Origin of the sequence: Streptomyces sp. NPDC091287 (assembly GCF_044768525.1) — a bacterium.
Classification (GTDB): Bacteria; Actinomycetota; Actinomycetes; order Streptomycetales; family Streptomycetaceae; genus Streptomyces.
Genome location: NZ_JBIVUV010000003.1, coordinates 373,736 through 393,342, shown reverse-complemented (window position 1 = coordinate 393,342; position 19,607 = coordinate 373,736). Strand labels below are relative to the sequence as shown.

The 19,607-nt window shown below is 72.4% G+C and carries 15 protein-coding genes and 1 riboswitch; of the genes, 11 read left to right on the top strand and 4 right to left on the bottom strand.

Annotated elements, in window-relative coordinates; translation table 11 throughout:
• Positions 1-8: 8 nt before the first annotated feature.
• Complete coding sequence (locus tag ACIQRW_RS06395) at positions 9-1,181, top strand: CobW family GTP-binding protein (protein WP_403755191.1); 1,173 nt, start codon at positions 9-11, stop codon at positions 1,179-1,181.
• Positions 1,182-1,218: 37 nt separating this feature from the next.
• On the opposite strand, the gene ACIQRW_RS06390 is transcribed toward ACIQRW_RS06395, so the two are convergent.
• Positions 1,219-3,675, bottom strand: coding sequence for a DNA topoisomerase (ATP-hydrolyzing) subunit A (locus ACIQRW_RS06390; RefSeq protein WP_403755188.1), 2,457 nt, complete (start codon positions 3,673-3,675; stop codon positions 1,219-1,221).
• 255 nt (positions 3,676-3,930) lie between these two features.
• Between ACIQRW_RS06390 and ACIQRW_RS06385 the strand changes: the two genes are divergently transcribed.
• From ACIQRW_RS06385 to ACIQRW_RS06370, 4 genes are all read left to right on the top strand, one after another.
• On the top strand, positions 3,931-5,313 hold the full coding sequence (locus tag ACIQRW_RS06385) for a M16 family metallopeptidase (protein WP_403755185.1): 1,383 nt from the start codon (positions 3,931-3,933) through the stop codon (positions 5,311-5,313).
• 26 nt (positions 5,314-5,339) lie between these two features.
• Positions 5,340-6,710, top strand: coding sequence for a M16 family metallopeptidase (locus ACIQRW_RS06380; protein WP_403755182.1), 1,371 nt, complete (start codon positions 5,340-5,342; stop codon positions 6,708-6,710).
• A 223-nt stretch (positions 6,711-6,933) separates the two neighbouring features.
• Positions 6,934-7,101, top strand: a riboswitch (cyclic di-AMP (ydaO/yuaA leader).
• A 13-nt stretch (positions 7,102-7,114) separates the two neighbouring features.
• Positions 7,115-7,930, top strand: a complete 816-nt coding sequence (locus ACIQRW_RS06375) for a M23 family metallopeptidase (protein ID WP_403755179.1) — start codon at positions 7,115-7,117, stop codon at positions 7,928-7,930.
• 177 nt (positions 7,931-8,107) lie between these two features.
• Positions 8,108-8,815: a GntR family transcriptional regulator gene (locus tag ACIQRW_RS06370; RefSeq protein WP_403755176.1), complete on the top strand. Its 708-nt coding sequence runs from the start codon at positions 8,108-8,110 to the stop codon at positions 8,813-8,815.
• Positions 8,816-8,974: 159 nt separating this feature from the next.
• Here ACIQRW_RS06370 and ACIQRW_RS06365 read toward each other — a convergent pair whose 3' ends face one another.
• The gene (locus tag ACIQRW_RS06365) at positions 8,975-9,256 is read right to left on the bottom strand and encodes an HPr family phosphocarrier protein (RefSeq protein WP_018957072.1); all 282 of its coding nucleotides are present in this window, start codon (positions 9,254-9,256) and stop codon (positions 8,975-8,977) included.
• Positions 9,257-9,428: 172 nt separating this feature from the next.
• On the opposite strand from ACIQRW_RS06365, the gene ACIQRW_RS06360 reads away from it, so the two are divergent.
• From ACIQRW_RS06360 to ACIQRW_RS06345, 4 genes are read left to right on the top strand one after another with little or no spacing between them, the layout of a single operon-like run.
• Positions 9,429-12,338 carry a GNAT family N-acetyltransferase gene (locus tag ACIQRW_RS06360; protein WP_403755173.1) on the top strand — a complete coding sequence of 970 codons (2,910 nt, stop codon included), beginning with the start codon at positions 9,429-9,431 and terminating at the stop codon, positions 12,336-12,338.
• Positions 12,339-12,396: 58 nt separating this feature from the next.
• The gene (locus ACIQRW_RS06355) at positions 12,397-12,993 is read left to right on the top strand and encodes a DUF5998 family protein (RefSeq protein ID WP_361334759.1); all 597 of its coding nucleotides are present in this window, start codon (positions 12,397-12,399) and stop codon (positions 12,991-12,993) included.
• Complete coding sequence (locus ACIQRW_RS06350) at positions 12,993-14,180, top strand: alkaline phosphatase family protein (RefSeq protein ID WP_403755170.1); 1,188 nt, start codon at positions 12,993-12,995, stop codon at positions 14,178-14,180. Before ACIQRW_RS06355 ends, ACIQRW_RS06350 begins: the two co-directional genes overlap by 1 nt.
• A gap of 46 nt (positions 14,181-14,226) precedes the next feature.
• The gene (locus ACIQRW_RS06345; protein ID WP_403755167.1) at positions 14,227-14,880 is read left to right on the top strand and encodes a thymidine kinase; all 654 of its coding nucleotides are present in this window, start codon (positions 14,227-14,229) and stop codon (positions 14,878-14,880) included.
• A 7-nt stretch (positions 14,881-14,887) separates the two neighbouring features.
• Here ACIQRW_RS06345 and ACIQRW_RS06340 read toward each other — a convergent pair whose 3' ends face one another.
• Positions 14,888-15,688 carry a VOC family protein gene (locus tag ACIQRW_RS06340; RefSeq protein ID WP_403755164.1) on the bottom strand — a complete coding sequence of 267 codons (801 nt, stop codon included), beginning with the start codon at positions 15,686-15,688 and terminating at the stop codon, positions 14,888-14,890.
• Positions 15,689-15,921: 233 nt separating this feature from the next.
• Here ACIQRW_RS06340 and ACIQRW_RS06335 point away from each other — a divergent pair, with 233 nt between their 5' ends.
• On the top strand, positions 15,922-16,752 hold the full coding sequence (locus ACIQRW_RS06335) for a sulfurtransferase (protein ID WP_403755161.1): 831 nt from the start codon (positions 15,922-15,924) through the stop codon (positions 16,750-16,752).
• 108 nt (positions 16,753-16,860) lie between these two features.
• On the opposite strand, the gene sepH is transcribed toward ACIQRW_RS06335, so the two are convergent.
• The gene (gene sepH, locus ACIQRW_RS06330; protein ID WP_403755158.1) at positions 16,861-17,961 is read right to left on the bottom strand and encodes a septation protein SepH; all 1,101 of its coding nucleotides are present in this window, start codon (positions 17,959-17,961) and stop codon (positions 16,861-16,863) included.
• Positions 17,962-18,536: 575 nt separating this feature from the next.
• Here sepH and ACIQRW_RS06325 point away from each other — a divergent pair.
• The gene (locus ACIQRW_RS06325; RefSeq protein WP_403755155.1) at positions 18,537-19,604 is read left to right on the top strand and encodes a hypothetical protein; all 1,068 of its coding nucleotides are present in this window, start codon (positions 18,537-18,539) and stop codon (positions 19,602-19,604) included.
• Positions 19,605-19,607 lie beyond the last annotated feature (3 nt).

The following is a 19,607-nucleotide window of genomic DNA, read 5'->3' as shown; positions in this document are numbered from 1 at the left end:
GGCCCCCGTTGACCCCGCCCCGCACCCCGCAGATCCCGGTCGTCGTCCTGGCGGGCTTCCTCGGCTCCGGCAAGACCACGCTCCTGAACCATCTGCTCCGCAATCGCGCGGGCACCCGGATCGGCGTGATCGTCAACGACTTCGGGGCCATCGAGATCGACGCCATGACCGTCTCGGGGCAGGTCGGCTCGACCGTCTCGCTGGGCAACGGCTGTCTGTGCTGCGCCGTCGACGCGAGCGAACTCGACACCTTCCTGGAGACGCTGACCCGGCCGTCCGCCCGGCTGGACGTGATCGTCATCGAGGCGAGCGGTCTTGCCGAACCCCAGGAGCTCGTCCGTATGCTGCTGGCCAGCGACAACCCGCACATTCTGTACGGGGGTCTCGTCGAGGTCGTCGACGCGGCGGAGTTCGACAGCACCCGTCAACGGCATCCGGAGCTCGACCGCCATCTCGCCGTCGCCGACCTCGTCGTCCTGAACAAGACCGACCGGGTGGGGGAGGCCGAGCGGGAGCGGCTGCGAGCGACGGTCGCGGAGCTGAGCGGCCCCGCCGCCGTGATCTCCGCCGTGCACGGCCGGATCGACCCCGAGCTCCTCTTCGACCCGGCCCTGCGACCGGACCACGAGGACACGGTCCGCCAGCTCACCTTCGAGGACCTGCTGCGGGAGGAGGCGACCGACGGGCACGAGGGGCACGACGACCACCTCCACGCCGCGTACGAGAGCGTCGACTTCACCTCGGACACCCCCATGGACCCACGCCGCTTCATGGAGTTCCTCGACTCCCGGCCCGACGGGCTCTACCGGATCAAGGGGTTCGCGGACTTCGGCGCGGGGGACCGGGACAACACGTACGCGCTGCACGCGGTGGGCCGCTTCCTGCGCTTCGTCCCCCGCCCGTGGGCGCGGGGTGAACAGCGGCTGACCCAGCTCGTCATGATCGGCGCGGGCATCGACGCCGAAGCGCTGCTGGCCGGACTCGCCGCCTGCCGCGCGGACGAGCCCGCCCCCGGGGGCCTCGCGGAGGCCACCGACAGCTCGGTCACCGAACGCGGCATGTGGGGCGTGCTCCGGTACGTACAGCAAGAGGCGGACCCCGTGGACGCACAACGGGCGGACCCCGTGGACGTACAGCAAGCGGACCCTGTGGACGTACAGGAAGCGGCCGTGGAGGCGTAACACCCCCCGGCCGCTCCCCGCCGTACGAAAAGGGTGCCTACAGCGGCGGTCCCGCGATCACGTCCACCGTCTCCAGCAGCGGCGTGCCCGAGCCGTCCCGCCTCGGGTCCGGCTCCGGCAGCTTCGCCGGGGTGCCGTTCTTCTGCGCGGCCCGTGCCGGGGTGGGGCCCGCCCACGCGAACACCAGGACGTCCTCGCCCTTCAGGAACCGCTGGCAGCGCACCCCGCCGGTCGCCCGGCCCTTGCGCGGATACTGGTCGAACGGGGTGAGCTTGGACGTCAGCACCGAGTCGTCCAGCGTGCCGTGCGAGCCGGCCACCGTGAACACGATCGCCCCGGCCGCCGGGTCCACCGCCGTGAACGACAACACCTCGGCCCCGGCCGCCAGCTTGACGCCCGCCATCCCTCCGGCGGCGCGCCCCTGCGGACGTACCGACGCCGCCGGGTACCGGAGCAACTGGGCGTCGGAGGTGATGAACACCAGGTCCTCCTCGCCCGTGCGCAGTTCGGTCGCGCCCACGACGCGGTCACCGTCCTTGAGGGCGATGACCTCCAACTCGTCCTTGTTGGGCGGGTAGTCCGGCACGACGCGTTTCACCACGCCCTGAAGGGTGCCGATCGCGAGGCCCGGCGAGGACTCGTCCAGGGTGGTCAGGCAGATCAGCTCCTCGTCCGCCTCCAGGCTGAGGAACTCGGAGGTCTGCGCCCCGCCCGACAGATTCGGCTCCGCGTGCGTGTCCGGCAACTGCGGCAGGTCGATCACCGAGAGCCGCAGCATCCGGCCCGTGGAGGTCACCGCCCCGACGTCGCCGCGCGCCGTCGCCGCCACCGCCGACACGATCACGTCGTGCTTGGTACGCCGGGCGTCCTCGGAGATCTCGACCGGCTCCGCGTTCGCCGTGCGGGCCAGCAGGCCCGTCGAGGAGAGCAGCACCCGGCACGGGTCGTCCGCCACCTCCAGCGGCACGGACGCGATCTGCGCACCGGCCGACTCCAGCAGCACCGTGCGCCGGTCCGTGCCGAACTTCTTCGCCACGGCGGCCAGCTCCGAGGAGACCAGCTTGCGCAGCTCCGCGTCCGACTCCAGGATCGCGGTCAGCGCGTCGATCTCGCCGGTGAGCCTGTCCCGCTCGCTCTCCAGCTCGATCCGGTCGAAACGGGTGAGCCGGCGCAGCGGGGTGTCCAGGATGTACTGCGTCTGGATCTCGCTCAGCGAGAAGTGCGCCATCAGGCGCTCCTTCGCCTGCGAGGAGTTGTCGCTGTCCCGGATGATCCGGATGACCTCGTCGATGTCGAGCAGGGCGACGATCAGGCCCTCGACCAGGTGCAGCCGGTCGCGGCGCTTGGTGCGGCGGAACTCGCTGCGCCGGCGCACCACCTCGAAGCGGTGGTCCAGATAGACCTCCAGCAGCTCCTTGAGGCCCAGGGTGAGCGGCTGGCCGTCGACCAGCGCCACGTTGTTGATGCCGAAGGACTCCTCCATCGGCGTCAGCTTGTAGAGCTGCTCCAGCACCGCTTCCGGCACGAAGCCGTTCTTCACCTCGATGACCAGACGCAGTCCGTGCGCCCGGTCGGTGAGGTCCTTGACGTCGGCGATGCCCTGGAGCTTCTTCGCCGAGACCAGGTCCTTGATCTTGGCGATCACCTTCTCCGGGCCGACGGTGAAGGGCAGTTCGGTGACGACGAGGCCCTTGCGGCGGGCCGTCACGTTCTCCACGGCGACGGTGGCACGGATCTTGAACGTGCCGCGACCCGCCGTGTACGCGTCCTTGATGCCGCCCAGCCCGACGATGCGGCCGCCGGTGGGCAGGTCGGGTCCCGGGACGAAACGCATCAGCGTCTCGATGTCGGCGCCCGGGTGCTTGATCAGGTGCCGGGCGGCTGCGATGACCTCGCCCAGGTTGTGCGGAGGCATGTTGGTGGCCATGCCCACGGCGATCCCGGAGACCCCGTTGACCAGGAGGTTGGGATAGGCGGCGGGGAGGACGACCGGCTCGCGCTCCTGGCCGTCGTAGTTCGACTGGAAATCGACGGTGTCCTCGTCGATCGCCTCGGTCATCAGCGAGGTGGCGTCGGCCATCCGGCACTCGGTGTACCGCATGGCGGCCGGCGGGTCGTCGTTGCCCAGGGAACCGAAGTTGCCATGGCCGTCCACCAGGGGGAGGCGCATCGAGAACGGCTGCGCCATGCGCACCAAGGCGTCGTAGATCGAGGCGTCGCCGTGCGGGTGCAGCTTGCCCATCACCTCACCGACGACGCGGGCGCACTTCACATAGCCGCGGTCGGGGCGCAGCCCCATCTCGTTCATCTGGGACACGATGCGGCGGTGCACCGGCTTCATGCCGTCGCGGGCGTCGGGCAGGGCCCTGGAGTAGATCACCGAGTACGCGTACTCGAGGAAGGAGCCCTGCATTTCGTCGACGACGTCGATGTCGAGGATCTTCTCCTCGAAGTCGTCCGGCGGCGGCGGGGTCTTCGTGCTACGGCGGGCCATCGCGGCTGCGACTCCTTCACAGATTCTGTTCGGACAACCTGAGCTTGTTCGGTACAACACGAGCTACTGACGCGGTCCATTGTGGACCGCCGGACTGACAACGCCGACCTCGACCCGTCCGAAGCGGGCCGAGAGGGCGTCCGCGACACCATCGACGGAAACATCCACGGAACGGGAACTTCGCCAGGTGCCGGTGCGCTTGCTTAGAGTGGCAGGTCTGGCAGGAAGTCCAGTATCGCGATCGAAGGGACGTACATGCCCATGGGTCACACGGCCACCGCACAGGCCGGCTCCGGCGGCTTGACAGCGACCGAGCACCGCCTGGCCAACGGCCTGCGTGTGGTGCTCTCCGAGGACCATCTGACCCCGGTCGCCGCGGTCTGCCTCTGGTACGACGTCGGCTCGCGCCACGAGGTCAAGGGACGCACCGGTCTGGCTCACCTTTTCGAGCACCTGATGTTCCAGGGCTCGGGCCAGGTCAAGGGGAACGGTCACTTCGAGCTCGTCCAGGGGGCCGGCGGCTCGCTCAACGGGACGACCAGCTTCGAGCGGACCAATTACTTCGAGACCATGCCCACCCACCAGGTGGAGCTGGCGCTCTGGCTGGAAGCCGACCGGATGGGCTCCCTCCTCGCCGCGCTCGACGAGGAGTCCATGGAGAACCAGCGCGACGTCGTCAAGAACGAACGCCGCCAGCGTTATGACAACGTGCCCTACGGCACCGCGTTCGAGAAGCTGACCGCCCTCTCCTACCCCGAGGGCCACCCGTACCACCACACCCCGATCGGCTCCATGGCCGACCTGGACGCGGCCACGCTGGAGGACGCCCGCGCGTTCTTCCGTACGTACTACGCGCCCAACAACGCGGTGATCTCGGTGGTCGGCGACATCGATCCCGAGCAGACACTCGCCTGGATCGAGAAGTACTTCGGCTCCATCCCCTCCCACGACGGCAAGCAGCCGCCGCGCGACGGGACGCTGCCCGGGATCATCGGCGAGCAGCTGCGCGAAGTGGTCCACGAGGAGGTCCCGGCGCGCGCGCTGATGGCCGCCTACCGGCTGCCCCACGACGGCACCCGCGCCTGTGACGCCGCCGACCTGGCGCTCACCGTGCTGGGCGGCGGCGAGTCCTCCCGGCTGCACAACCGCCTGGTCCGCCGCGACCGGACGGCGGTGGCGGCCGGTTTCGGACTGCTGCGGCTCGCCGGAGCGCCCTCGCTCGGCTGGCTGGACGTGAAGACGTCCGGCGGCGTCGAGGTGGAGACGATCGAGGCCGCGGTCGACGAGGAGCTGGCCCGGTTCGCCGCCGAGGGGCCCACTCCCGAGGAAATGGAGCGGGCCCAGGCGCAGTTGGAGCGCGAGTGGCTCGACCGGCTCGGCACGGTCGCCGGCCGCGCCGACGAACTGTGCCGCTACGCGGTCCTGTTCGGTGACCCGCAGCTCGCCCTGAGCGCCGTGGGCCGCGTCCTGGACGTCACCGCGGAGGAGGTGCGCGCGGCGGCCGAGGCGACCCTGCGCCCCGACAACCGGGCGGTGCTGGTGTACGAGCCCATCGAGCCGGCCGACGAGGCCGACGAGTCCGACGAGGGCACGGCAGGCACCGAGGGCACCGACGCGCACGAGGGGGCGGACAAGTGAGCGACGCCGCCGTGACTGGAGTAGCCATGGAGTACCACCCGCAGCCCACGCCCGGCACGGCCCGCCCCTGGGCCTTCCCGGCGCCCGAGCGCGGCGCCCTGCCCAACGGGCTGACCGTGCTGCGCTGCCACCGCCCCGGCCAGCAGGTCGTCGCGGTGGAGATCTTCCTGGACGCGCCGCTGGAGGCCGAGCCCGAGGGCCTGGACGGCGTGGCCACGATCATGTCGCGGGCGCTCTCGGAGGGCACCGACAAGCACAGCGCCGAGGAGTTCGCCGCCGAGCTGGAGCGCTGCGGTGCCACGCTCGACGCGCACGCCGACCACCCCGGCGTCCGGGTCTCCCTGGAGGTCCCGGTCTCCCGGCTGGCCAAGGCCCTCGGGCTGGTCGCCGAGGCGCTGCGGGCCCCGGCGTTCGACGGGAGCGAGATCGAGCGCCTCGTCGGCAACCGCCTCGACGAGATCCCGCACGAGCATGCCAACCCGTCCCGGCGCGCCGCCAAGCAGCTCTCCAAGGAGCTGTTCCCGGCCACCGCCCGGATGTCCCGCCCGCGCCTGGGCACCGAGGAGACGGTCCGGCGGATCGACGAGACCGCCGTGCGCGCCTTCTTCGACGCCCACGTCCGGCCGTCCACCGCGACGGCCGTGATCGTCGGAGACCTGACCGGTATCGACCTGGACGCGCTGCTGGCGGAGACCCTCGGCGACTGGTCGGGCAACGCCGGTCAGGCCCGCCCGGTGCCGCCCATCACCGCGAACGACACCGGCCGCGTCGTGATCGTGGACCGGCCCGGCGCGGTCCAGACCCAGCTGCTGATCGGCCGCATCGGCGCCGACCGGCACGAGCGCGTGTGGCCCGCCCAGGTGCTCGGCACGTACTGCCTGGGCGGCACCCTCACCTCCCGGCTGGACCGGGTGCTGCGTGAGGAGAAGGGCTACACCTACGGGGTGCGGGCCTTCGCCCAGGTGCTGCGCTCCAGCGGCCCCGATTCGGGCGGCGCGGCCATGCTCGCGATCAGCGGCTCGGTGGACACGGAGTCCACGGGACCGGCGCTGGACGACCTCTGGAAGGTCCTGCGGACGCTGGCCGCCGAGGGGCTGACCGACGCCGAGCGCGAGACGGCCGTACAGAACCTGGTGGGCGTCGCCCCGCTGAAGTTCGAGACCGCCGCCTCCGTCGCGAGCACGCTGGCCGACCAGGTCGAGCAGCACCTCCCCGACGACTACCAGGCCCACCTCTACGCCCGGCTCGCCGAGACGGGCACCGTGGAGGCGACCGCCGCCGTGGTCAGCGCCTTCCCGGTCGACCGGCTGGTCACGGTCCTCGTGGGGGACGCCGCGCGGATCGAGGAGCCCGTGAAGGCCCTCGGCATCGGAGAGGTGTCGGTCGTCACCGGCTGACGCACGTGTGGCACACCGCCGCGAACAGGACCCCGACGAACGCATATTCGTCGGGGTCCTCCCTTTTGGGTCGATTAATCCATTCCATCCCCTTTTGGGGGAGAGGTTGCCTGTCTGCCCTGTGGGATGTGCGACAAATCCCCTTGTCCGTTTGGCGATGGGAAGTCGCCCCGCCTAGCGTCGGCTCGGCTGTCCGCCACCCGTATGCCGCAGCCGCGGCGCCGGGCAGTCATCGCCGAGTCCCCGTCAGGCGCGAGCCTGGGGAGCCGGGGACCCACGCAGTCCCTGGGGTGAATCGGAGGTCCGTGCCGCGAAACCGGTGCGGGGATCCGTAGGAGACCTTCCTGCTCCGAACCCGTCAGCTAACCCGGTAGGCGAGAAGGAAGGAAAGGATCAGCCCCTCCATGGCGTTCACCCGTGCCACCGGGAAGCACCGTGCCCCGAGCCGCCTCACGCGCCGGAGCGCCCAGGCCGCCGGCATCGCGGCTCTGGCCACCACCGGAGTCCTCGGCTCGCTGGCCTCCCCGGCCCTGGCCGCGGACACCGAGGCCGCCCAGGTCGCCGACACCGGCCTCACCCAGGCCGTCGCCCTCGACGCCACTCTCGCCGAGCAGATAGACGCGCAGGCCCACGCCCAGAAGCAGCAGGCCGACGCGATCGCGAAGGCGAAGGCCAAGGCCGCCGCGGAGGCCCGCGAGAAGGCAGCCAAGGCCAAGGCGAAGGCGGAGGCCGAGCGCAAGGCCGAGGCCCGTGCCAAGGAGGTCCGTGAGGAGAAGGCCCGCGCCGCACGCGCCGCCGAGCGCGCCCGCCTGAACGCCTTCCACCTCCCGGTCGCCGGCTCCCACGTCACCACCGGCTACAACACCGGTGGTTCGCTCTGGTCCTCCGGCAGCCACTCCGGCGTGGACTTCCAGGCCGCCTCCGGCAGCTCCGTCGTCGCCGTCGGCGCCGGCACGGTCGTCGAGGCCGGCTGGGGCGGCGCCTACGGCAACAACATCGTGCTCCGGATGACGGACGGCACGTACACCCAGTACGGACACCTCTCCTCGATCGGCGTCTCCGTCGGCCAGAGCGTCTCCTCCGGCCAGCAGATCGGCCTCTCCGGCTCCACCGGCAACTCCACCGGCCCGCACCTGCACTTCGAGGCCCGGACCAGCCCCGACTACGGCAGCGACATGGACCCCGTCGGCTACCTGCGCTCCCACGGACTGAACGTCTGATTCGTCCCGCGCGACCCCGTCCGAAGGCCCCGGCACCCGCCGGGGCCTTCGGCAATTCCGGCCCGAAGATATCCATGGATTGTGGCCTGCCATCGGAAATTCCGGCAGATTGCAATAGAGTCACGGAACAGACGTCGGGCGGCCGCGTTTCGCGGGGATCAAGGCGGAGGTTCGGACATGCGCATTCCCGCGCATTCGGTATGCACGGCAATCCGTGACGACATCGTCTCCGGTGTCTACGAGCGGGGCAGCCGCCTCACCGAGGAGTTGCTGGCCCGCCGCTACGGGGTCTCCCGCGTCCCGGTCCGCGAGGCCCTGCGCACGCTGGAGTCCGAGGGCTTCGTGGTCACCCGCAGACATGCGGGCGCCTGTGTCGCCGAGCCCACCGCGCAGGAGGCGGCCGATCTCCTGGAGGTGCGGATGCTTCTGGAGCCACTGGGCGCGGCCCGCGCGGCCCAGCGCCGCACGGAAGCCCACCTGAAGGTGCTCCGGGGCCTGGTCAGACTGGGCCAGGAGCGGGCCCGCCGGGGCGAGGGCGAGGATCTGCGCTCGCTGGCCGGCTGGTTTCACGAGACCCTCGCCCAGGCCTCCGGCAGCCCCGGCCTCATCGCCCTGCTCACCCAGCTCCGCCACAAGATCGCCTGGATGTACGCGGTCGAGCAGCCGGCCCGCCCGGTCGACTCCTGGGCCGAGCGCGGCGCGATCGTGGACGCCGTGGCGCGCGGCGACGCGGAGCGGGCGAGGGCGCTGACCGCCCAGTACGCGGAACGCGCCACCGGGGCCCACCGGCTGCGCCGCCCGCAACCGCCGGGGCGGCGCACCGCGCCCGTTCCCCGTGTGAGCACTTCGCAACACGACGTAAACATCGCGGGCGTCCGCAATTAACGGAAGAGCCGTATACAAAGAGAAGTAATTGCGGGGCATTGTTTGTGCTGCCCGAATTGTCGATGCACGGCTCTTTCCCGAAAGCGAAAGAGCCGTGATCCCTCGAAGGGGTCACGGCTCTCGCACCTGTCGAATCCGGCCGGGCCGGTTCGCGTCGGGTCAGACGGTCTCGGGGAGTTCTTCCAGGCCCTCGGCGACCAGCTTCGCGAGCCGGTCCAGAGCGGCCTCGGCGTCGTCCGCGTCGGACGCGAGCACGATCTCCTCGCCACCCTGCGCGCCCAGACCGAGCACGGCGAGCATGGAGGCGGCGTTCACCGGGTTGCCGTCGGACTTGGCGATCGTCACGGGGACGCCGGAAGCCGTGGCGGCACGGACGAAGATGGAAGCGGGGCGGGCGTGCAGGCCCTCGGCCCAACCGACGTTTACGCGGCGCTCAGCCATGGTTCTGCCCTTCACATATCAACGGTTGTCTAGACCAGTCTCTCATGCAGTGCGTGGTGCTGTGCCCGGCCTCCTGTCCGGTGCTGTGCTCCGGCTGCCCCGGTCCGGGCCTCCTCAGACTGCCCGGACACCGATCTCTCCGCGACCGGGGTCCCCGCCGTAGGCTTTGCCCATGGAGCCCACGCCGGAGCAGAGTCCGCATCACGCGTACCCCGACCACTGGGAAGCGGACGTGGTGCTCCGCGACGGTGGCACCGCGCGCATCAGGCCGATCACCACGGACGACGCCGAGCGACTGGTCAGCTTCTACGAGCAGGTGTCCGACGAGTCGAAGTACTACCGGTTCTTCGCCCCGTATCCGCGCCTATCCGACCGGGACGTGCACCGCTTCACCCATCACGACTACGTCGACCGGGTGGGACTGGCCGTCACGATCGGCGGCGAGTTCATCGGAACGGTCCGCTACGACCGCATCAACGACCAGGGCCGCCCCGCCTCCGCCCCCGCCGACGAGGCCGAGGTCGCCTTCCTCGTCCAGGACGCCCACCAGGGCCGCGGCGTCGCCTCGGCGCTGCTCGAACACATCGCCGCCGTCGCCCGGGAGCGCGGTATCCGCCGCTTCGCCGCCGAGGTGCTCCCCGCCAACAACAAGATGATCAAGGTGTTCCGGGACGGCGGCTACACCCAGCGCCGCAGCTTCGAGGACGGCTCCGTCCACCTCACCCTCGACCTCGAACCCACCGAGAAGTCCCTCGCCGTCCAGCGCGGCCGCGAACAGCGCGCCGAGGCCCGCTCGGTGCAGCGTCTGCTCGCCCCCGGCTCCGTCGCGGTCATCGGCACCGGCCGCACCCCCGGCGGCGTGGGCCGCACCGTCCTGCGCAACCTCCTCGCCTCCGGCTACACCGGTCGCACGTACGCGGTGAACCGCGCCTTCGACGAGGGCATGACCACCCTCGACGACGTCCCCGCCCACCGCTCGGTCGGCGAGATCGACGAGCAGGTCGACCTCGCGGTCATCGCCGTCCCCGCCCACCGGGTCCCCGAAGCCGTCGCCGACTGCGGGGAGCAGGGAGTCCAGGGACTGGTCGTCCTCTCCGCCGGATACGCCGAGCGGGGCGCCGAGGGCCGCGAACTCCAGCGCGAGCTGGTCCGCCAGGCCCGCTCGTACGGCATGCGGATCATCGGCCCGAACGCCTTCGGCATCATCAACACCGCCGAGTCCGTCCGGCTGAACGCCTCGCTCGCCCCCGAGTCGCCCGCCCGGGGCCGGATCGGCCTGTTCACCCAGTCCGGCGCGATCGGCATCGCCCTGCTGTCCGGCCTCCACCGGCGCGGCGCGGGCCTGTCCTCCTTCATCTCGGCCGGCAACCGGGCCGACGTCTCCGGCAACGACTTCCTCCAGTACTCCTTCGAGGACCAGGACACCGACGTCGCCCTGCTCTACCTGGAATCGCTCGGCAACCCCCGCAAGTTCACCCGCCTCGCCCGCCGCACCGCCGCCGTGAAGCCCGTCGTCGTGGTAAAGGGGGCCCGGCACAGCGGCTCCACCCCGCCCGGCCACGCCGTCCCGGTCAGCCGCATCCCCGACGCCACGGTCTCCGCGCTGATGCGCCAGGCCGGCGTCATCCGGGTCGACACGGTGACCGAGATGGTCGACGCCGGACTCCTGCTGGCGGGCCAGCCGCTCCCGGCCGGGCCCCGGGTCGCCATCCTCGGCAACTCCGAGTCCCTCGGCCTGTTGACGTACGACGCCTGCCTGGCCGAGGGACTGCGCCCACGCCCGCCGATCGACCTCACCACCGCCGCCTCCCCGCAGGACTTCCGGGACGCGCTGGCCGACGCGCTGGCGGACGGGACCTGCGACGCCGTGATCGTCACCGCCATCCCGTGGGTGGGGGAGAACGGGGAGGCCGAGACCGGTGACGGCCAAGTGCTGGCCACCGCCCTCCACAAGGCCGTGGCCGGGGGCGCGGCCAAGCCGGTGGCCGTCGTCCACGTCGAGATCGGCGGCCTCGCCGAGGCGCTGGCCGCCGCGTCCAGCACCGCCGCGCCACGCCCCCGCACGGTGACGCCCGCCGACCGGACCCGGGCGGCCACCACCTCCTCGACCGCCCCGGCCCCGCGCACGGGCGCGCCCGCCGCCCCACAAGCAAGCACCGCCCCGGAAGCGACCCCCACCCCGGAAACCGCCACGGACCACGGCCCCGGCCGCATCCCCGCCTACCCCGCCGCCGAACGCGCCGTGCGGGCCCTCGCCGAGGCCGTGAAGTACGCCCAGTGGCGGCGCCAGGCGGCCGTGCCCGGCAAGATCCCCGAGTTCCTCGACGACACCATCGACGAGCCCGGGGCCGCCGCCCTCATCGAGGCACAGCTCGCCACCGCCCCCGACCCGCGCGGCCGCCCCCTCACCCACGACGAGGCCCGCGAACTGCTCGGCCGCTACGGCATCGCCGTCCGCCCCACCCTGCCCGCCCCGGACCCCGAGGCGGCCGTCGCCGCGGCGGCCCGGCTCGGCTACCCGGTCGCCCTCAAGACCACCGCGCCCCACCTGCGCCACCGCGCCGACCTCGGCGGGGTCCGCCTCGACGTCGCCGACGAGGAGGCGCTGCGCCGCGCGTACGGCGAACTCACCGACCTTCTCGGCGAGCCCGCCGAACTGCTCCCCGTCGTCCAGGCGATGGCCCCGCGCGGCGTGGACACCGTCGTCCGCGCCTCCATCGACGCCGCCGCCGGGGCAGTCCTCTCCTTCGGCCTCGCGGGCGCGCCCTCCGAACTGCTCGGCGACACCGCGCACCGGCTGGTCCCCGCCACCGACCGCGACGCCGCCGAGCTGATCCGGTCCATCAGGGCGGCCCCGGTGCTGTTCGGCTGGCGCGGTTCGGCCCCGGTCGACACGGCCGCGCTCGAAGAGCTGCTGCTGCGGCTGTCCCGGCTGGTCGACGACCATCCCGAGGTGGTCTCCGTCGCCCTCGAACCGGTCGTCGTCGCCCCGCACGGACTGACGGTGCTCGGCGCGAGCGTCCGGCTCGCCCCGCCGCCCGCCCGGAGCGACCTCGGCCCCCGCCGCCTTCCGAACTACTGAGACCCACCGGCCACCGGGGCGTCCCCGGCAGCCACCGGTCCGCCGTAGGATGGTGCCCATGGCAAAGACCGGTACGACGACCCAGGGGCTGCGCGCGGCGATCGAGCGCAGCGGCTACTACCCGGCCCTCGTGGCCGAGGCGGTGGAGGCCGCCGTCGGCGGGGAACCGGTCGCTTCGTACCTGGTGCACCAGGAGACCACGTTCGACTCCAACGAGGTGCGCCGCCATGTGACGGTCCTCGTCCTGACCGAGCACCGGTTCATCGTCAGCCACACCGATGAGCAGGCCGCCGACACCAGCTCCCCGACGCCGTACGCCACCACCTCCACCGAGTCGGTGAAGCTGGGGCGGATCTCCTCCGTCGTGGTCAGCCGCGTCGTGGCCAACCCGGAGAAGTACGTCCCGGGCACCCTGCCCCGCGAGGTCGTCCTGACCATCGGCTGGGGCGCGGTCTCCCGGATCGACCTGGAGCCCGCCGCCTGCGGCGACGCCAACTGCGAGGCCGACCACGGCTACACCGGCAGCTCCACCGCCGACGACCTGAGCCTGCGGGTCAGCGAGGCCGGCGACGGCCCCGACGCCGTGCGCCAGACCCTCGCCTTCGCCCAGTCGCTCTCCGAGGCCACGGCCGCCACCGCGGCGACCGGCCGCTGATGGCCCAGCCCGCCTGGCAGGACCCCGTCCTGCTGCCCCTCGACTCCGCACCCGTGCCCGAGTACGGCAGTGGCTCGCTCGCCGATCTGCTGCCGACGCTCGTCGCCGGACAGGAAGTGCCGGGCTTCACGGCCGCGATCCCCGAGCTGACCCCGGCCGACCGCAACTGCGTCTTCCTGATCGACGGCCTCGGCTGGGAGCAGATCAAGGCCCACCCGGACGAGGCGCCCTTCCTGCACTCCCTCCTCCCCACCTCGCGCGGCGGCACCGGCCGCCCGCTCACCGCGGGCTTCCCCTCCACCACCGCCACGTCGCTCGCCTCGGTCGGCACGGGGCTGCCGCCCGGCGAGCACGGCCTTCCCGGCTACACCGCGCGCAACCCGGAGACCGGCGAGCTGATGAACCAGCTCCGCTGGAAGCCGTGGACCGCGCCGAAGGTCTGGCAGCCGTACCCCACGGTCTTCCAACGCGCCGACGCCGCGGGCGTGCACACCGCGCAGGTCTCCGCGCCGACGTTCGAGCAGACCCCCCTCACCAAGGTCGCGCTCAGCGGCGGTTCCTTCCTCGGCCGGCTCTCCGGCGAGGACCGGATGGACGTCGCCGCCCAGCGCCTGGCCGCCGGCGACCGCTCGCTCGTCTACACGTACTACAGCGAGGTCGACGGCAAGGGCCACCGCTTCGGCACCGACTCGGACGCCTGGCGCGGCCAGCTGATGTACGTCGACGGGCTCGCCCGACGCCTCGCCGAGCAGCTCCCGCCGCGCTCGGCGCTCTACATCACCGCCGACCACGGCATGATCGACATCCCGTTCGACGAGCAGTCCCGGATCGACTTCGACGAGGACTGGGAGCTGCGCGCCGGCGTCGCCCTCCTGGGCGGCGAGGGACGCGCCCGCCACGTCTACGCGGTGCCGGGCGCCCAGGCCGACGTCCTGACCGTCTGGCGCGAGGTGCTCGGCGAGCAGTTCTGGGTCGCGAGCCGGGACGAGGCCATCGCGGCCGGCTGGTTCGGGCCGACGATCGACGAGCGGGTGTACGGCCGGATCGGCGACGTGGTCGCCGCCGCCCACGACGACGTGATCATCACGGCCTCCGTCAACGAGCCGCACGAGTCGGCGATGGCCGGCGTGCACGGCTCCCTGACCCCCGTGGAACAGCTCGTCCCCCTCCTCGAAGTACGCTCGTAACCCTTCCCGCCGTGCCCACCCCCCTCCGAAAGGTGCTCGACCCCTCATGCCCGAGCTCGTGTTCTTCTCCGGAACCATGGACTGCGGAAAGAGCACGCTGGCCCTGCAGATCGGTCACAACCGTTCGGCACGCGGGCTCCAGGGCGTGATCTTCACCCGGGACGACCGCGCGGGGGAGGGCAAGCTCTCCTCCCGGCTCGGCCTGGTGACGGACGCCGTCGAGGCCGAGGAGGGCATGGACCTGTACGCGCACATCGTCGGGCGGGTCAGCCGGGGCGGCCGGGTCGACTACGTGATCGTGGACGAGGCGCAGTTCCTCGCCCCGGACCAGATCGACCAACTGGCCCGCGTCGTCGACGACCTGGGGCTCGACGTCTTCGCCTTCGGTATCACCACGGACTTCCGCACCAAGCTGTTCCCGGGCTCCCAGCGGCTGATCGAGCTGGCCGACCGGATAGAGGCCCTCCAGGTCGAGGCGCTCTGCTGGTGCGGCGCCCGCGCCACGCACAACGCCCGCACCGTGGACGGCGAGATGGTCGTCGAGGGCGCCCAGGTCGTCGTCGGCGATGTCAACCGGCAGGCGGGCGAGGTCGGTTACGAGGTGCTGTGCCGCCGTCACCACTGCCGCCGCACGACCGCGACAGCGGCCCGCGTGGGCAGCCTCTCCCCGGACGTCCTGCCGGTTGCCTCCGACGCCTGAGCGCCTGCTATGCCCGGCCTTCGGCCGATCCACCCCCGGCGGCGGACCGGATGACCGTGAAAACGGCACCCTCCGGGTCCGCGACCGTGGCCAGTCGGCCGCTCGACCCCTCGCGCGGCGGCTGCAGGACGCGCCCGCCCAGCTCCACCACCCGGGCCACGGCCCGGTCGGTGTCGGCGACCTCGAAGTACGTCATCCAGTGCGGCCCCCGGTCGCGCGGCAGCGCGTGGCCGACGCCGTGCAGCGCCGCCACCGGAACGTCGTCCAGGTGCAGGGTCTGGTAGTCGAAGTCGGCCGAGACGACCGCCTCCGTCTCATAGCCGAAGACCGTCTGGTAGAACTTCGCGACCATCGAGGTCTCCCGGGTCACCAGCTCGTTCCAGACCGGGGTGCCGGGCACACCGGCCGTCATGGTGCCGATGTGCTCCGAGCCCTGCCAGATGCCGAAGACCGCCCCACTCGGGTCCGATGCGATGGCGAGCCGCCCCGCCTCGCCCGCGTCCAGCGGTCCGACCGCGACCGTCCCGCCGCAGGAGCGGATGGTCTCCGCGGTGGCGTCGGCGTCGTCCGTGGCGAGGTAGGTGGTCCAGGCGATCGGTAGGTGGCGGTCGGGCGGCAGCTGGCCGATGCCCGCTACCTCCTTCCCGTGCAACAGCCCCCGGACATAGGGGCCCAGCTGTTCGGGACCCGGCCGGAACTCCCAGTCGAACAGGGCTCGGTAGAACTCCTGGGTCGTGGTCAGGCCGTGCACGATCAGACTCACCCAGCAAGGTGTTCCGGGCGTGCGCCGGGCGTGGGCCTCGGTCATCGTCTTCTCTCCTCGGACCGTATGGGTGGCCGTGCGGGGGACGGGACAGGTACGCCGTCCCGGGTCGGGAAGCGGTCCGCGTGCCCCGTGCAGATGCTTGCACCCCCCGGCGCGGGAGACGCACCGGCCGCGCCGCGTCGCCCGGGTTCTCGACGAAGGACGGCCGGTTTCCCGCCGGCCGTCCCTTCCGATGCTGTTACGGGCGCCGGTGGTGCTGCGCGAGGATGGCACCCATGAAGCCCATCATTACCGCATCCGAATGCGCGAGCGAGTCGGCCGGGTCGCGACCGCCGGTGCTCCTGGACGTCCGCTGGCAGCTCGGCGGTCCGCACGGCCGTCCCGACTACGAGGCCGGTCACCTGCCCGGCGCGGTCTTCGTCGACCTCGATACGGAACTGGCGGGGCCGGCGGGTGACGGCGGCCGCCACCCCCTCCCGGACCCGGAGGCCTTCGGGGCCGTGATGCGCCGGGCCGGAGTCGGCCAGGACACCCCGGTCGTGGTGTACGACGGTGGCCTGGGCTGGGCCGCGGCGCGAGCCTGGTGGCTGCTGCGCTGGACGGGGCACGAGAACGTACGGGTCCTGGACGGCGGCCTCGCCGCCTGGACGGGCGACCTCTCCACCGCGGTCCCGCGCCCCGCCGAGGGCGATTTCCGGCCGAAGCCGGGTGCCCTGCCCACACTGGAAGCGGAAAGTGCGGCGGCCTTCGCCCGCTCGGGTCTGCTGCTGGACGCGCGCGCGGCGGAGCGCTACCGGGGCGATGTGGAGCCGATCGACCGCGTCGGCGGCCACATTCCCGGGGCCGTCTCCGCACCGACCACACAGAATGTCGACGAGGACGGGCGCTATCTGCCGGCCGAGCGGCTCGCCGCGCGGTTCGCCGGCCTGGGGGCGGAGGGAAGCCCCGAAGGCGTGGGCGTCTACTGCGGATCCGGGGTCTCCGGCGCGCACGAGGTGCTGGCCCTGGAGATCGCGGGCTTCACGGGCGTCCTCTACCCCGGCTCCTGGTCCGAGTGGTCCTCGGACCCCTCCCGGCCGGTCGCCACGGGGCCCGAGCCCCAATAGTCCGGCGGCCCCGGCCGCACGGTGCGGTCGGGGCCGGGCGAACGGTAAGGCAGCGGGGTCCGTACGCGACCGCGTACGGACCCCGCTCCCACCGGTGGTCATTCCCGGTCAGTCCTGCTTCTTGCGCCGGGTGCCGAAGACGATCTCGTCCCAGCTCGGCACGGCGGCCCGGCGGCCCGGCCGGACTCCGTCCGCCTCAGCCTGACGGTCCGTCGTCCCGGTCAGCCGGTCGCGGTGACCGGCCACCGCCCGGGGCATCAGCACATCCGCGTACGCGGACCCCGCGCCGGCCGAGGCGGCGGCGGCCGGCGGCTCGTCCGCCTCCGTCTCCTCCGCCGGTTCGAGCGCGGGCGGCTCGGGCTGGGCGGGCCGCTCGGGGACGACCATGTCGCCCCGGAAGCTCGGCACCGCCTCCAGCAGACTGGTCAGCGAGTCGCGTTCACCGGCCGAGGCACTGCTCACGTACTCCTCGGGTTCGGCGGCGGCCGGGGCGGGCCGCTCGATCTGCCGGTCGAGGGCCCGGTCCAGCGGTCGGTCGCGGTCGATCTGCCGGTCGAGGCTCCGGTCCAGCGGCCGGTCGCGCGGCAGCCTGGCGATCCGGGGCACGAAGGGGAAGCTGGGCTCGGGCGCGGCGACGTCGTCGGTCTCGCCGATCAGCGAGCGCGCCTCGTCGTCGACGGCCTGGACCAGCCGCCGGGGCGGGTCGTACGTCCAGCTCGCCGAGTGCGGCTCACCCGCGACCCGGTAGACGAGCAGGACTTCCCAGGTGCCGTCGTCGCGACGCCACGAGTCCCACTGGACGGTTTCCTTGTCGGCGCCGCGCAGCAGGAGACGCTCCTGCACCGCCTCGCCGAGTTGAGGGCCGGTGTTCTCGCCGGGACGGCGCACAGGAGTCTTCCGGGCCCGCTCGGCCATGAAGGCGCGCTCCGCGAGCACGGGGCCCTCGAAGCGGCGTACACGGTCGACGGGGATGCCCGCGAACTGGGCGACCTCCTCCGCGGAGGCACCGGCCCGTATGCGGGCCTGGATGTCGCGGGGCCGGAGGTGGCTCTCCACCTCGATCTCGATCTGGCCGAGCCGGGCGCGGTCGTTGCGCACGGCGGCGCGCAGCCGCTCATCGATCGGAAGCGTGTACTCCGTGCTGTCCGCAGCCTTGAGCACCAGTCGTGTGCCGTCGTTGGAGACGGCCACGACACGCAGTTCGGGCATGGGGACCTCCCGGGTGGTGCCTGCCGACGTCACGTGCGTCGCTGCTTCCGCTAGTCGAGTGTGACCTGCCCGGGTGCAGCCTGCCACAACCTTGCCAAGTTGCCCGGCGTGTCGGGCGCTCGTCCTGGTGCACCACCATGACACGGTTACCCATTGCGACCCAAAGCGACCGATTTGGCCGCTCTGTGCAGCAGGCATCCGTGTGATGCCTTCACACCGTTGGTTCGAGTGGTGCCGTCGGACCCTCCGGTGGCTGCGGATTCCCACGTCGGAGTCCGCCCCAGGGCTCGTCACAGTACTCCATTCGAGCCATCGAGGTGGACCGGCGCGCCGCCGAACTTCTCGTGGGGCGCGGGAGTTGAGTTACCCAGTTCTCCGTGAAATGCCCCTGATGCGTGTTGTGCTTCACACAATCTCCGGAAATGGAACTATCCACTTCGCTCATTTGTCCCTTCCTGTTGCATGGTGGGAGAGATGTCAAGCAGGGGCTGGTAATGGTTCAGAAGCCGGAAAGTGACACAGAACCCAAGGAAAGGCGCATAGATCTGAGTCTCCCGCAGGTCGCCGGGAGTGCCGTGGCAGCCGTCGCGGCGGCCGTGCTGGCCTCGCAGTTGGGCGTGTACGGCACGATCGCGGGAGCGGGCGTGATGAGCGTCGTCGCCACCTGCGGCGGCTCGGTCTTCCAGCACTTCTTCCGCCGCACCGGCGAGCAGATCCGCGAGGTGACGGTCCAGGTGACCCACCCGGAGGGCCGCCAGGTGACGGTGCACACCAAGGAGACGACGCCCGCCGGGCACCGAGGCGCCGCCCGGCGGTCCGATCCGGAGCCGGCCGAGGACGCCACCACGGTGCTGCCCACGGTCGACCCGGGCGCGGTCCCGGAGGTGATCCCGGACGCGGAGAGCACGCGGCCGCTGAAGCCCGTCGACGCGGACCGGACCCAGTTGCTGGACCTCGGCGACGCGCGGACCCGGATGCTCCGGGTTCCGCCGACCGGAGGCCCCGGAGCCGGAGCGGGAGCCGACCGTACGCACGTGATCCCGAGGGCCGCCGACCGTACGCAGATGCTTCCGCGGGCCGGAGCGCACCAGGTCGTCCCCGACGACGCGTTCGGCGTGGGCGTCACCCACGGAACGCGGCTGCGCGGCTGGAAGCGCCCCGCGCTCGCGGCCGCCGCGGTCTTCGCCGTCTCCATGGCCGGGATCACCGCGTTCGAGATGATCTCGGGCAACGACCTCAGCGGCGGCCAGGGCACCACCCTCAGCTCCGTCGTGCGCGGCGGCGGCGACGACCGGGACCCCGGACCCGCCGACCCCACGCCCTCCGGCGACACCGGCCGGGACGGGGAGGGGGACGAGCAGCGGCCGACCCCTGACGACGGCACCGGCTCCGCCCCCGCCACGGACCCCGGCGACGGCACCAGCGAGAGCCCCGATTCCGGTACGGGCACGGGCGGCGAGAACCCGGGCACCGGGTCCACTCCCACGCCGACGCCCTCGGGGACCGGCGGCGGGACCGCGCCCGACCCGGCGCCGCCCACCCCGACGCCCTCCGGCGACGCCGGAACAGGCGCTCCTTCGACCGGCACGGGCGTCGCCCCGGGGCAGGGCGAGCAGGCCCCGCCCGGCGCCGACGCCGAGTGACCC